Source organism: Streptomyces sp. NPDC028298 (assembly GCF_055565895.1).
On sequence record NZ_JBVHTL010000013.1, the window covers coordinates 47,919 to 60,957 of the forward strand.

General features: G+C 72.8%; 12 protein-coding genes. 5 read left to right on the top strand and 7 right to left on the bottom strand.

The genetic code is table 11. The features are described from left to right. Positions 1–42: 42 nt before the first annotated feature. On the bottom strand, positions 43–1,542 hold the full coding sequence (locus ACZ4TO_RS38740; protein ID WP_382795533.1) for an SCO1417 family PLP biosynthesis transcription factor: 1,500 nt from the start codon (positions 1,540–1,542) through the stop codon (positions 43–45). Positions 1,543–1,605: 63 nt separating this feature from the next. Between ACZ4TO_RS38740 and yczE the strand changes: the two genes are divergently transcribed. The 4 genes from yczE to ACZ4TO_RS38760 all read left to right on the top strand — a co-directional run bounded on the left by yczE (position 1,606) and on the right by ACZ4TO_RS38760 (position 5,112). Beyond that, the gene (gene yczE / locus ACZ4TO_RS38745; protein WP_468026704.1) at positions 1,606–2,328 is read left to right on the top strand and encodes a membrane protein YczE; all 723 of its coding nucleotides are present in this window, start codon (positions 1,606–1,608) and stop codon (positions 2,326–2,328) included. Further along, positions 2,325–3,092, top strand: a complete 768-nt coding sequence (locus ACZ4TO_RS38750; RefSeq protein ID WP_382795538.1) for a glycerophosphodiester phosphodiesterase family protein — start codon at positions 2,325–2,327, stop codon at positions 3,090–3,092. The genes yczE and ACZ4TO_RS38750 overlap by 4 nt, the downstream gene beginning before the upstream one ends. Before the next feature lie 40 nt (positions 3,093–3,132). Continuing rightward, positions 3,133–4,482 carry an MFS transporter gene (locus ACZ4TO_RS38755; protein WP_382795541.1) on the top strand — a complete coding sequence of 450 codons (1,350 nt, stop codon included), beginning with the start codon at positions 3,133–3,135 and terminating at the stop codon, positions 4,480–4,482. Between the two features lie 255 nt (positions 4,483–4,737). Continuing rightward, entirely contained in the window at positions 4,738–5,112 is a 375-nt protein-coding gene (locus ACZ4TO_RS38760; protein WP_003977404.1) for an RNA polymerase-binding protein RbpA, read from the top strand. A gap of 412 nt (positions 5,113–5,524) precedes the next feature. On the opposite strand, the gene fxsA is transcribed toward ACZ4TO_RS38760, so the two are convergent. The 4 genes from fxsA to ACZ4TO_RS38780 all read right to left on the bottom strand — a co-directional run bounded on the left by fxsA (position 5,525) and on the right by ACZ4TO_RS38780 (position 9,978). Beyond that, positions 5,525–6,091 (bottom strand): FxsA family membrane protein, encoded by a 567-nt coding sequence (fxsA, locus tag ACZ4TO_RS38765; protein ID WP_468026705.1) that lies wholly within the window; start codon positions 6,089–6,091, stop codon positions 5,525–5,527. Between the two features lie 377 nt (positions 6,092–6,468). After that, on the bottom strand, positions 6,469–7,260 hold the full coding sequence (locus ACZ4TO_RS38770) for a polyprenol monophosphomannose synthase (protein WP_382795545.1): 792 nt from the start codon (positions 7,258–7,260) through the stop codon (positions 6,469–6,471). 537 nt (positions 7,261–7,797) lie between these two features. Beyond that, entirely contained in the window at positions 7,798–9,414 is a 1,617-nt protein-coding gene (locus ACZ4TO_RS38775; protein WP_385048189.1) for an amidohydrolase, read from the bottom strand. Positions 9,415–9,537: 123 nt separating this feature from the next. Next, positions 9,538–9,978: an Lrp/AsnC family transcriptional regulator gene (locus ACZ4TO_RS38780; protein ID WP_037621061.1), complete on the bottom strand. Its 441-nt coding sequence runs from the start codon at positions 9,976–9,978 to the stop codon at positions 9,538–9,540. A gap of 268 nt (positions 9,979–10,246) precedes the next feature. Between ACZ4TO_RS38780 and ACZ4TO_RS38785 the strand changes: the two genes are divergently transcribed. After that, positions 10,247–10,681, top strand: a complete 435-nt coding sequence (locus tag ACZ4TO_RS38785; protein ID WP_382795551.1) for a hypothetical protein — start codon at positions 10,247–10,249, stop codon at positions 10,679–10,681. A 13-nt stretch (positions 10,682–10,694) separates the two neighbouring features. On the opposite strand, the gene ACZ4TO_RS38790 is transcribed toward ACZ4TO_RS38785, so the two are convergent. Together ACZ4TO_RS38790 and ACZ4TO_RS38795 are read right to left on the bottom strand one after the other, a co-directional pair. Beyond that, positions 10,695–11,807, bottom strand: coding sequence for a phosphotransferase family protein (locus ACZ4TO_RS38790; RefSeq protein WP_468026706.1), 1,113 nt, complete (start codon positions 11,805–11,807; stop codon positions 10,695–10,697). A gap of 13 nt (positions 11,808–11,820) precedes the next feature. Beyond that, entirely contained in the window at positions 11,821–12,933 is a 1,113-nt protein-coding gene (locus ACZ4TO_RS38795) for an Rv3169 family protein (RefSeq protein ID WP_468026707.1), read from the bottom strand. Between the last annotated feature and the right edge of the window lie 106 nt (positions 12,934–13,039).

Sequence of the window (13,039 nt, forward strand, 5' to 3'; positions counted from 1 at the left end):
ACCTGTTCGGCGTACGACCGAAGAGCCCGGACCGGGCCGGTGTCACGCGACGAACGTGCGGGGCCCGTCCTCTCCCCCGGTCGCGCCGGTCTCCACCAGGCGCGCGGCCGCGGCCAGTCGCGCCGCCGCCTCGTCGGCGACCGCGCCGCCCACGGTGAACGGGAGCCGTACGTATCCCTCGAAGGCGCCGTCGACACCGAACCGGGGCCCCGAGGGCACCCGCACGCCCACGCGCTCGCCGACCTCGGCGAGCCGCGAGCCGGACAGCCCGCCCGTACGCACCCAGAGCGTGAGGCCCCCGCGCGGCACGGAGAACTCCCAGCCGGGCAGTTCCCTGCGGACGGCCGCCACGAGGGCGTCGCGGTTGTCGCGGCCCTGCGCGCGCCGGATGCCGACGGCCTCCTCCCAGCCCCCCGTGCTCAGCAGCCAGTTGACGGCGAGCTGTTCCAGCACGGGCGTGCCGAGGTCGGCGTAGGCGCGCGCGGCGACCAGGCTGCGGATGACGTCGGGCGCGGCCCGCACCCAGCCGATCCGCATGCCCGCCCAGAAGGCCTTGCTCGCCGAACCGACGGTGATCACGGTCGAGCCGGCCGGGTCGAAGCCGCACACGGGACGCGGCATCTCCAGCCCCTCGTCCAGATGCAGCTCGCTCATCGTCTCGTCGACGACGAGGACGGTGCCGGCCGAGCGCGCCGCGTCCACGAGCCCGCGCCGCTGGGCCTCGTCGGCGAGCGCGCCGGTGGGGTTGTGGAAGTCGGCGACGACGTAGGCGAGCCGGGGCGCCGCGTCCCGCAGGACCTGGCGCCAGCGGTCCATGTCCCAGCCGGCCAGTCCCTCGGCCATCGCGACGGGCACCAGCCGGGCGCCGGCCTCCCGCATCAACTGGAGGATGTTGGCGTAGGAGGGGGACTCGACGGCGATCCGTTCACCGCGCCCCGCGAAGAGATGACAGATCGCGTCGATCGCGCCCATCGCCCCGGTGGTCACCATGATCTGCTCGGGCATGGTCGGGATGCCGCGCGCCGTGTAGCGCTCGGCGAGCATGGCACGCAGCGCGGGGAGGCCCGCGGGATAGTCGCCGTGCGTGTGCGCGTACGGGGGCAGCTCCTCCAGGGCGCCCTGGACGGCGCGGGTCAGCCACGGCTCCGGGGCGGGCAGGGCCGCGCAGCCGAGGTCGATCATCGAGCCGAGGGCCTCGGGAGGCAGCGGTTCCAGCCCCCGCGCGGGCAGCGGGTTCCCGGCGGGCACCGCGGTCCAGCTCCCGGCTCCGCGGCGCGACTCCAGGAAGCCCTCGGCGCGCAGCGCCTCGTAGGCCGCGGCGACGGTCGTACGGCTGACGGACAGGGCGAGCGCCAGTTCGCGTTCGGCGGGCAGCCGCGCGGCGACCGGCACCCGCCCTTCGAGCACGAGCAGCCGTACACCGTCGGCGAGGGCGCGATACGCGGGCGGACGCCGGGTCCCGGGGCCGGCGGGCCGCTCCTGCTGGGAGTTGAGGAGCCGGGCGAGCTGCGCGGCCCCCACCGCCGAAGTCCACTGCGCCATGATTCCAGTCCACCTTCCCCGAATTGGCCATGGTTGAAGCCACTTCTCAAGCCACAGAGTGTCATGCGCCAGGCCACTACCACCACCGGGGGGCATCCCTTGTCCACACGCACCGAGTCCGCACCCGCCGAGGCTCCCGGGTCCGGGCGGCTCCCCCGCCGTCTCGTCCAGCTCTACGCCGGGCTCGCCCTGTACGGCGCGAGCTCGGCGCTCCTCGTGGAGGCGGGTCTCGGCCTGGAGCCGTGGGGCGTGCTGCACCAGGGCCTCGCCGAGCTGACCGGTCTGACGATCGGTGTCGTGTCCATCATCGTGGGGGCCGCGGTGCTGCTCCTGTGGATCCCGCTGCGCCAGCGGCCCGGCCTCGGCACCGTCTCCAACGTCTTCGTGGTCGGCCTGGCCATGGACGGCACCCTGGCGCTGATCCCGGACGCCCACTCCCTGGCCCTGCGGATTCCGCTGCTGGTGGCGGGCGTCGCGCTGAACGGCGTGGCCACGGGCCTGTACATCTCGGCCAGCTTCGGCCCGGGCCCCCGCGACGGCCTGATGACGGGACTGCACCGGCGTACGGGCCGCTCGGTCCGGCTGGTGCGCACGGTCCTCGAAGTGGCCGTCGTCGCGACCGGCTTCGCGCTGGGCGGCACGGTCGGGGCCGGCACGGTGCTGTACGCCGTCGCCATCGGACCCCTGGCCCAGCTCTTCCTGAGGGTGTTCGCCGCCCGGCCGGCACCACTCGGCAGTGCCGTTGTCGCCCCAGGTCAACCAGAGCGCGCCATACTGCCCGGGTGAGCACGCGCACTCTTCATCCCTACCTCGACCACCCCGGCCCGATCCCCTTCGCCCACCGCGGCGGATCCGCGGACGGCCTGGAGAACACGCTGACGCAGTTCCGGCGGGCGGTGAGCGCCGGATACCGCTACATCGAGACCGATGTGCACGCCACGGCGGACGGCAGGCTGGTCGCCTTCCACGACACGACCCTCGACCGGGTGACGGACGGCGCGGGCCGGATCGCCGACCTGCCCTGGGCGGACGTGAGCCAGGCACGCGTGGCGGGCAAGGAGCCGGTCCCCCTCTTCGAGGAGCTGCTCGAGGAGTTCCCCGAGACCCGCTGGAACGTCGACGTCAAGGCCGAACCGGCGCTCGCCCCGCTGCTCGACCTGATCGGCCGTACCGACGCCTGGGACCGCGTCTGCGTCGGTTCGTTCTCCGAGGCCCGGGTGACCCGTGCCCAGCATCTCGCCGGGCCGCGCCTGGCCACCTCGTTCGGCACCCGGGGGGTGCTCAACCTGCGGCTGCGCTCCTGGGGCGTGCCCGCGGCGGTGCGGCGCTCCGCGGTCGCGGCCCAGGTCCCCGAGACACAGTCGGGTGTGCCGGTGGTCGACCGCCGCTTCGTCCGGGCCGCCCACGCGCGCGGGCTCCAGGTGCACGTGTGGACCGTAAACGAATCGGAACGCATGCACCGGCTCCTGGACCTGGGAGTCGATGGCATCATGACCGATCACATCGACACGCTGCGCAAGGTCCTGGAAGACCGGGGCACCTGGTTCTGAGCCTCCTCGCGCGGTCCGTTCACGGGGAAGCGAGGCACGGGTGAGCACGGACACCGTGCGGGCGGGGGCGGCCGACGAGGCCGCGGAGCGCCGGCGAGAACAGCGCGGCTGGTACTTCTACGACTGGGCCTGCTCCGTCTATTCGACGAGCGTGCTCACCGTGTTCCTCGGCCCCTATCTGACGGCGGTGGCCAAGCACGCGGCGGACGCGGACGGATTCGTCCACCCGCTCGGGGTACCGGTCCGCGCCGGTTCCTTCTTCGCGTACGCGGTCTCCGCCTCGGTCATCCTGTCGATCGTCGTGATGCCGATGGCGGGAGCCGCCGCCGACCGGACGGGCCGCAAGAAGCCGCTGCTCGCGGCGGCGGCCTATCTGGGCGCCGCGGCCACCACGGGCATGTTCTTCCTGGACGGCGACCGCTATCTGCTGGGCGGGCTGCTGCTGATCGTCGCGAACGCCTCGCTGGCCGTGTCGATGGTCCTCTACAACTCCTACCTCCCGCAGATCGCCCCGCCCGAGGAGCGCGACGCCGTCTCCTCCCGCGGCTGGGCCTTCGGGTACGCGGCGGGCTCCGTCGTGCTGGTGGCGAACCTGGTCCTCTTCACGGCCCACGACAGTTTCGGCGTCTCCGAGTCGACGGCCGTACGCATCTGCCTGGCCTCGGCCGGCGTCTGGTGGGGCGCCTTCACCCTGATCCCGCTGAAGCGACTGCGCGACCGCCACGCCCCCTCGGCCGGCCGGGCGTCGGCGCACGGATGGCGGCAGCTCGCCGCCACGGTGCGCGACATGCGCCGCCAGCCCCTGACGCTCTCCTTCCTTCTCGCCTACCTCATCTACAACGACGGCATCCAGACCGTCATCTCGCAGGCCTCCGTCTACGGCTCCGAGGAACTGGGCCTCAGCCAGTCGACCCTGATCACGGCCGTACTCCTGGTCCAGGTGCTCGCGGTCGGGGGCGCACTGGGCATGGGCCGGCTGGCCCGTACGTACGGAGCCAAACGCACCATCCTCGGCTCACTCGTCGCCTGGACGCTCACTCTCGCCGCCGGATACTTCCTGCCCGCGGGGGCACCCGTGTGGTTCTTCGTCCTCGCGTCCGGCATCGGACTGGTCCTGGGCGGCAGCCAGGCGCTGTCGCGCTCCCTGTTCTCGCACCTCGTGCCGAGCGGGAAGGAGGCCGAGTACTTCTCGGCGTACGAGATGAGCGACCGCGGGATGAGCTGGCTCGGCCCGCTGCTCTTCGGGCTGACCTACCAGCTCACGGGAAGTTACCGGGACGCGATCATCTCGCTCGTGGCCTTCTTCGCCCTCGGGTTCGTCCTGCTGGCGCGGGTCCCGGTGCGTCAGGCGATCCGGGACGCGGGCAATCCCGTACCCGAGATGATTTAGCGTCCGGGGCCAAAGAGCGGTAGTGTACGCGTTTGGCCTGCCTGGCGTACCGTTACTGCGCGTCAATGATACTGAAGCGTTGGGTGACATCTGATGCCAGATGTGACAAACCGGGCGACGGTGGGTACAACAAGGGGCGGCTACGACGGCGACGCATGACCCACAACGGGAATCTTTACCGCCGACCGGACGTTGACCGGATGACGACGACAGCGACACCTGTCCTGTGGGCGACAAGCCCGGGAGGCACGATTCATGAGTGAGCGAGCTCTTCGCGGCACACGCCTCGTAGTGACCAGCTATGAGACGGACCGCGGCATCGACCTGGCCCCGCGCCAGGCCGTGGAGTACGCATGCGAGAAGGGGCACCGGTTTGAGATGCCCTTCTCGGTGGAGGCCGAAATTCCGCCGGAGTGGGAGTGCAAGGTCTGCGGGGCCCAGGCACTTCTCGTCGACGGCGACGGCCCTGAGGAAAAGAAGGCGAAGCCCGCGCGCACGCACTGGGACATGCTGATGGAGCGGCGCACTCGCGAGGAACTCGAAGAGGTCCTCGAGGAGCGTCTGGCCGTTCTTCGCTCCGGCGCGATGAACATCGCGGTGCATCCGCGGGACAGCCGAAAGTCCGCCTGACCCCTCCGAGGGTCGAGCGGCATACACCGCACGCCGAGACCGCGGGCACCGTACGTCAGGTACGGGGCCCGCGGTCTCGTGCGTTTCGGTGAACCCCGGGGCACCCCGATCAACACCCCGGCGAACCCCGGTCAGCTCCGGTGACGCCTTCCGCCGAGCCCCGTGCTGTCGGGCGATCCCCCGGACCGGTTCGGGGCGATTCCTCGGATCGATTCGCAGCCGCCTGGGCCCGGATCGCGGTGAACGCGAAACCGCCGGGCCCCGGACCGTGACACGGTCCGGGGCCCGGCGGAATGGTGGGCCTCGGAGCGGCCCGGCGGTTCAGGGGTGACGGCTTCGGTGCGGCCCCGCGATTCAGGGGGGACCACCGTGCCCGCCCTGACTCAGGGCGGACCCGCGTGCCCGCCCTGGCTCAGCGGTTCAGGGGCGGGTAGGTGCCGCCGGGCTCGCGCGGCGGGGCGTCGTCCCTGATGACCTCGCCCTGGACGACCTTGCCGTCCGGGCGGTGGATACGGGCCTGCTGGAAGGCGTCGCCGACCGACCCGGGGGTGGCCAGCCGCACCTTGCGCTCGAAGGCCCCCTGTGCCGAGCGGCTGACGAGCTTCTGGACCGGCGGAATCAGCAGGAGCAGGCCGATCGCGTCGGAGATCAGGCCCGGGATCATCAGGAGCAGGCCGCCGAGCATCGTCAGGCCGTTCCCCCGGCTGCTGTCGCCACCCGTGGGCATCACGCCGCCCTGTGCCTGCTGCAGTGTCTGGGAGAGATTCCGGAAGGCGCGGCGGCCGGCCCGCTTGATGACCACGAAGCCGAGGACGAACCCGGCGACCAGCAGCAGGAACACCACGAAACCGCTCGTGGCGCGGGCGACGAGCGTCAGCAGCCAGATCTCCAGCACCAGCCACACCGCGACGCCGAGCGGCAGGAAGGTGCGCAGCCGCGAGCGCTGCGGGCGGGTGGGGTTCGAAACGCCTGTCGTCATGTTCCCAGTGTGCCTGGGCGCGCCTCAAATCGGGATAAGCGGACGCTCAACCCGGCCCTCCCGGCCTGAAGGCGGCTCCCGGCCCTGTCCCAGGCCCACGTCCCGCCTCCGGCGTCCCCGGAGCCTCGCCCCCGGTACCACGCCTCAACCCGGCGTTCCCGGGCCTCGCCCGGCCCTCCGGACCCGAATCCGCGACCCGGCACCTCAGGCCGACACCACGGTCCGCACCAGCCCCGAGCCCTCGCCCCGGCAGCATGTCCCGACCCGGTACGACGGGCCCCGGCATGGATCACCGGCCCGCCGTCGTTCCGGGGCGGGCCGGTGACCGTGTCTGGTCTGGTGTCGGTGACCGTGTCGCGTGTGGTGTCAGGGTGGGGTCAGGGCTTCTTGCGGCCGGTGATCCGGCCGACCCGCTCGCCCACACCCCAGGTGGTGACGCGCCAGAGCGCCTCCACGAGGATGTCGCGGCTCATCTTGGAGTCGCCGAGCTCGCGCTCGACGAAGGTGATCGGGACCTCGACGACGTGGTAGCCGGCCTTCACCGCGCGGCGGGCCAGGTCGACCTGGAAGCAGTAGCCCTGCGAGGCGACCTCGCCGAGGCCGAGACCTTCGAGGGTCTCCCGGCGGAAGGCGCGGTAGCCGCCCGTCACGTCCCGGATCGGCACGTCGAGCAGGACGCGGGAGTACAGGCTGCCGCCGCGCGAGATGAACTCGCGGGACTTGGGCCAGTTCACCACGCGGCCGCCCGGCACCCAGCGCGAGCCGAGGACGAGGTCGGCGCCCTTGAGCGCGGTCAGCAGGCGGGGAAGCTCCTCCGGCTGGTGCGAGCCGTCGGCGTCCATCTCGATGAGTACGCCGTAGCCGTGCTCCAGACCCCAGCGGAACCCCGCGAGGTAGGCGGCACCGAGCCCCTCCTTGCCCTTGCGGTGGAGGACCTGGACGTTCTCGTCGTCGGCCGCCAGCTCGTCGGCCAGCTTGCCCGTGCCGTCGGGGCTGTTGTCGTCCGCCACCAGGACGTGCGCCTCGGGCACGGCGGATCGCACCCGGCCGACGATCTTCTTGATGTTCTCCGCCTCGTTATAGGTCGGAATGATCACCAAGGCCGTGCCGAGCGGGCCGAACCGCCTCCCCTGGGCTTCCGCCGCGAGGGTCCCGTCGCCGTCGTTCACTGCTGCCCCTTCGTATCCGTACGCAGGGCTCCACCATAGTGCGCCCAGCCTGCGCCGCTGCGTCGCGGCGGCCCTACGGGGGTGTCGATTCGCCAAGAGGCGGGTAAGAGCGGACGCGCCGAAGCGGCATCGCGTCCTTCGGATCGGGGCCCGGCGCCCTTCGGGCCGACCTGGGACCCGCTGGCTGCGGGTCGACCGAAAGCCGTTGTCTACTGAACTCCGGGCCCCACCCGGGTCACACCTGCCGACTTGTCGGAACGTTCCCTCGCCTCGTGGCGCCGGTGCTGGGCCTGGCTCCCAGTGGCGGTACGCCGGTGCGGCGCACCACCCCTGACCCAGCGGCGCTGCGAGGCCGTGCGGAGTTCCCCCGTCGGCCGTCCGGTGGTGGACCCGGCAGAACCTACCCGCCCCCTGCGGCAGGCTGTCAACACTGGCTTGATCTGCGCCTTTTCCGACAAAGCCCTGGTCAGCGCCGAGGAAGCGCAGGTCGAACCTCGGGGTGCCGGGCGCTGGAGGAGCACCCGGCCCCACGGGACATCACTCGTTAGGCCGTACGAATACCGTCCGTCCGCCGACCACGGTGCGCAGGCAGACGGGCAGCTCGCCGCCGGGGGTCAGATCAGGGAGCCCCGGAGTGCCGGAGCGGGGGTCGGTGGACCAGCGCGCGACCCGGTCGTCGGGGGCCTGGACCACGAGGTGACCCGTGCGCCACACGGCGTAGTCCGCGGGCGCGCCCGGCACCAGGACGCCCGCGTCGTCCCGTCCCACGGCCCGCCAGCCGCCCCGCGTGTGGGCCGTGAAGGCGGCCCGCACCGACACCCGGTGCTCGGGCGTGCGGTGGAAGGCCGCCGCGCGCACGGTGCCCCAGGGGTCGAGCGGGGTGACGGGGCTGTCGGATCCGAGGGCCAGCGGCACACCGGCGCGCAGCAGGGCCGCGAAGGGGTTGAGGGACCTGGCCCGGTCGGCGCCGAGCCGCTGGGCGTACATGCCGTCCTCGCCGCCCCACAGCGCGTCGAAGGCGGGCTGCACGGAGGCGGTGAGGCCGAGTTCGGCGAAGCCCGCGACGGTGTCCGGGGTGAGCATCTCGGCGTGCTCGACGCGGTGCCGGGCGGCGCGCACACGGGCCAGGCCGACCTTCTCCGCGGCGGCGCGGACGCCGTCGACCACGGAGGCGACCGCGGCGTCCCCGATGGCGTGGAAGCCCGCCTGGAGGCCCGCCTCGGTGCAGGCGACCACGTGCGCCGCGACGGCGTCGGCGTCGAGGTGGACGAGGCCCGTGTGGTCCGCGTCGGCGTAGGGCTCGTGCAGGCAGGCGGTGTGCGAGCCGAGGGAGCCGTCGACGAACAGGTCGCCGGCCGCGCCGACGGCGCCGAGGGCGCGCGCCTTCTCGACGTCACGGTCGGCCCAGTAGCCGACGACCCGCGGTCCGGGCTCCTCGGCGGCGAGCCGCAGCAGTCCGGTGAAGTCGTCCTCGGAGGAGATCTCGGGGCCGCCGCACTCGTGCACGGAGCCGATGCCGAGCGAGGCGGCGTGGGCGAGCGCGGCCCGCTGGGCCCCGGTGCGCTGCGTGTCGCCGATCGCGCCGAGCGCGGCGGCCCGCACGGCGTGGTGGGCGTCGCGGGTCAGGGGGCCGTCGGGCGCGTACCCGGCGAGCGCGGTGACGCCCGGGACCAGGTCCAGGAGCGCGGTGGTGGCCACCGCGGAGTGCACGTCGATCCGGGAGAGGTAGAGCGGGCGGCCGCCGGTCGCGGCGTCGAGTTCGGTGCGGGCCGGCGGGCGGCCGCCGGGCCAGCGGGCCGCGTCCCAGCCGTGGCCGAGCAGCACCCGGTCGCCCGGACGGGCGGCGGCGAAGTCGCGGACGAGGGCGAGCGCCGCGTCCAGGGACGGCGCGTCGGACAGGTCGAGGCCGGTGAGGGCGAGTCCGGTGGCGGTGGTGTGCACGTGTGCGTCGGTGAACGCCGGGGTGACCAGGGCGCCTTCGAGGTCGACGACCTCGTCGACCCCCTCGGCGAAGGCGTCGGCGGCTCCTTCCGAGCCGACCCAGGCGACATGGCCCCGTTCCACGACCATGGCGGTCGCGAAGGGGTCGGCGGGGCTGTGGACTTCTCCACCGCGCAGCAGCACGGTGTCCGACGGGGCGGTGCTCTCACTCATGGGAACAGTCTCGCGCCTGTGGGCGGCCGGCCGTCGCCCGGGTGGGGGCGACACGGCGGGCCGGCCGGGTCGGCCGGTGGTCCGGGCGGGTCCGCGGGGTCCCGCGAACGTGCCCCGGGGCCCTCAGATGCGGGGCGGGCGGGATTCGTACGGTGTCGACAGGACGACCGTGGTGCGCGTCGACACGCCCGCCAGCGCCCTCAGCCGCCCGAGGAGTTCCTCGAGTTCGTGCGGGGTCGAGACGCGCACCTTGAGGATGTAGTTCTCGTCGCCCGCGACGCTGTGGCAGGCCTCGATCTCCGGGACGCCCGCGAGGCGTTCGGCGATGTCGTCGGGGGCGCTGGGGTCGAACGGCTTCACCGAGATGAAGGCGGTCAGGGGCAGCCCGACGGCCTCCGGGTCCACGACCGCGGCATAGCCCCGGATGACGCCCCGCTGTTCGAGACGGCGTACCCGCTGATGCACGGCGGACGTGGACAGGCCCGTGGCCTTGCCCAGGTCGGTGTAACTCATCCGCCCGTCTGCGACGAGCAGCTGCACGATCTGTCGGTCCAGCTCCTCCATGGCGCAAGAACCTACAGGGCCGCCGATCCCCCGGGATACTCAGCGGCGCAGGTCATACCCGCTTTGTGATGTGGCGGGCGTCGTTCGCGCGTCATCGGGCCGACGCGTTCCGCCGAGCGCCCGGCACCTGCGGACGGCATGTGACGAAGGCCACATGAATGTGACCGGGTCGGGGATGTTCGCGTGATTACCTCGGAGACCGGACGGGAAGTGCTTGCTGTGGTCGAGGTCGCAGTGCCTTGTCGGCCCACCCGAGGGGGAGAATCCCATGCAGAGTCTTAAGCGCCCTGGTCGTACCGCACCCAAGCGGCAGCAGGCCGTTCTCGAACCCGAGCCGGAGGGCGTCGAATCCGACGCCCTGGACGGTGACGAGTTCGACGCGTACGACACATTCGAGATGTACCGGGTGATCTGCCCGGCCTGCGCGCAGCCCATCGCGCTGCTCGCGGACGAGGAGGTCCTGCCGGAGCACGCCCTGTGCGCCTCCCCGTGGAACCCGTTCGGGCTCACCGTCTGTTCGGGCACGGGCCGCGCGGCCGCCGAGGCGCGCTCCGCGGACGACTCCGCGGAACTCCAGGAGCAGGACACCGCCCTCCTGTTGACGCTCCCTCAGGGACTGGACTGGCGGACGCAGCCGTTCTCCCACGTGGGCGGACCGGGCTCGGTCCCCATGCGGGTCTCCGAGATGCGGCGAGCGGCCTGACCGCTCGGCACGTTCAGCGGGTGTCACCCGCTTCGTCCCAGTAGCTGCCCTGCACCATGGCCCGCAGGCTGTCGTGGTGCAGGATCAGTGTGTCCGGGTCCGGGGGGACGCTCACCTCGCCGAAGTACGCCTGGCGGTAGGCGATGCGCAGCATCACGATCGCGTGCCGCAGGGCGGCGTACAGCGTGTAGAAGTCCATGTCCCGGGGCGTGTGGCCGGTGAGGCGCGCGTAGCGTGCCTCGACGCGGTCGCGGCGCAGGAAGCCGGGCAGTCCGGGCTGCCCGAACCCGGCGGTCAGGTCCTGGAAGAAGCGGTGCAGGTAGACGGTCCAGCCCAGGTCGACCTCGCGCGGGGCCGGTGCCGCCATCTCCCAGTCGAGTACGGCGACGGGGTCGAAGCCGTCGTAGACGACGTTCCCGATGCGCGCGTCACCCCAGTTGAGCACCGCCTCGCCCTCGTCGCGCGGCCACAGCTCCTCCAGCCGGGCGAAGGCGCTCTCGATGAGCGGGGACCGCGACAGGCCCTCGACCACCCAGGCGTAGTAGGCGTGTTGGGCCGCGACATGGCGGCGCAGCGGGCTGCCGTCACCGGGCAGCGCGAGGAAGTCCGCTTCCCTCGGCGGGACTTGGTCGTGGAGCCGGGCGAGCAGGGCGATCGAGGCGGCCTCCAGGTGCTCGCGTTCGGCGTCGGTCGCGGCGTGCAGCCAATTGCCCTCGTACGTGTAGGGCATGACGTCGGGCGGTACGCGTCCGGTGACGCGTTCCATCACGAAGAACGGCGCCCCGAGCGGCCCGGGGTCCTCCTCCAGCCAGCGCACGCGGGGCACCGGCAGGTCGCTGCGCTCGCGGACGAGACGCATCGTGCGGTACTGGCGGACCATGTCGTAGACCGGGAAGACGGTGTACGCCCCCGGATCCGCCGCCAGCCTCAACGCGCAGGCGCGCAAGGGCGGTTCGGGATGGTCGATGTCGAAGAGCAGGGTCTCGCTGGACAGGCCGTTGGACTCGGGGACGCCCACGTTCACCGCGCGGGCGCCCGGCAGGCGGGCGTCCAGCCATGCGGTCAGCCTGTGCGCGAGCTCCTCGGGGTCACGGGTGGTCGTCCGCGGTCGGGGTGCCGTGGCCATGTCGCCACTCCTCTCAGGGCGCGACGGAGTCGAACCCGGTGAAGCCGCTCGGATCGTGGCGGCCGAACGAGCCGTGCTCGAAGATCCCGTACCCGACCTGCCCGTCGAGGGTGAAGCGGGCCGCGTGGTCGGTCACCCCGAAGCGGGCGAGGGGATACGCGGCCGGGTCCGAGAGGTCGTGGACGCGGTGGTCGGTCCAGCCGCGGCCGCGCCAGGTGCCGTGCTGCCAGTCGTCGGCGGGCGGATATCCGGCGCCGACCGCGAGCGGGGACGAGGCCAGCACCTGGACCCCCAGCTCCAGCGGCTTGCGGTCCACGGGGCGGGTCAGGTGGATGACGGCGGACGTGGGGTGCCGGGTACCGGAGCGGTAGGTGATGTCGGCCTGGGGCCAGCCGAGTTGGAGGTCGCGTTCACCGTCGCGGACGAGGGTCGCGTCGCCCAGGGTGCGGTAGCCGTCGGCGTCCTCCTGGACCACGACCATGAGGAAGCGGTCCTCGAAGCGCACCGGGCACCAGATCCAGTGGAATCCCTCCGTCGGGTTCTCCGCGGCGAGCCGGCCGCCCTCCTCGCCCGGGATGGGGCGCACTCCCCAACTGCGGTCGCGGGTGCCGGTCCACTCCCCCGGGCCGACGGGTATCTCCTCGCCCCCGACGCGGATGACACCCTCGGCACCGCCCGCCTGGACGAAGCGGCGGCCCTCCAGGGTGAGCCGGCCGCCGCGGCGCTGGACGTGGTGCGGCTCCCAGAGGGCCGGGAAGTCGGCGGTCCAGGTGATGTCGTACGCCAGTGAGCTGTCGTCCGAGCGCAGCCGCAGTCGGCGCAGCGGCTCCTCCACGGTGATCCGCAGGGGTCCCACGGCCAGGTTCATCCGGTCGTCGCCGAGCGCGTCGGACGCTCGGACGGCATGCAGCGCGTCGCCGAGGCGCAGCGTGGCGTAGGCGTCGATCACCCCGACGTTCGGATAGACGCCGAGGCCGAGGATCAGCAGGGCCCGGCCCCGGTGGTCGAGGATGTGGAAGATGCAGCGGTCGTAGGCGTTGCGGTCGCCGCTCGCCACGTGCTTCATCGACAGCGGGACCTGGTGCACGGGGTACTCGTCGAGGGGGACGGGGCGGTCGTCGTTCACGTCAAGCCTCCCGGAGACCGTGGCAGTCGACGTCGCCCGGAGGGGCGCGGGCGTGCCGTGCGTCGCCGGGCGTGCGGGACCTCGCGGACACGCCCATGGCCCCGGC

Bases quoted from the DNA above. Each gene is read 5' to 3' on its own strand.
- ACZ4TO_RS38740 (WP_382795533.1), bottom strand. From the start codon at position 1,542: ATGGCGCAGTGGACTTCGGCGGTGGGGGCCGCGCAGCTCGCCCGGCTC.
- yczE (WP_468026704.1), top strand. From the start codon at position 1,606: ATGCGCCAGGCCACTACCACCACCGGGGGGCATCCCTTGTCCACACGC.
- ACZ4TO_RS38760 (WP_003977404.1), top strand. From the start codon at position 4,738: ATGAGTGAGCGAGCTCTTCGCGGCACACGCCTCGTAGTGACCAGCTAT.
- fxsA (WP_468026705.1), bottom strand. From the start codon at position 6,091: ATGACGACAGGCGTTTCGAACCCCACCCGCCCGCAGCGCTCGCGGCTG.
- ACZ4TO_RS38775 (WP_385048189.1), bottom strand. From the start codon at position 9,414: ATGAGTGAGAGCACCGCCCCGTCGGACACCGTGCTGCTGCGCGGTGGA.
- ACZ4TO_RS38780 (WP_037621061.1), bottom strand. From the start codon at position 9,978: ATGGAGGAGCTGGACCGACAGATCGTGCAGCTGCTCGTCGCAGACGGG.
- ACZ4TO_RS38785 (WP_382795551.1), top strand. From the start codon at position 10,247: ATGCAGAGTCTTAAGCGCCCTGGTCGTACCGCACCCAAGCGGCAGCAG.
- ACZ4TO_RS38790 (WP_468026706.1), bottom strand. From the start codon at position 11,807: ATGGCCACGGCACCCCGACCGCGGACGACCACCCGTGACCCCGAGGAG.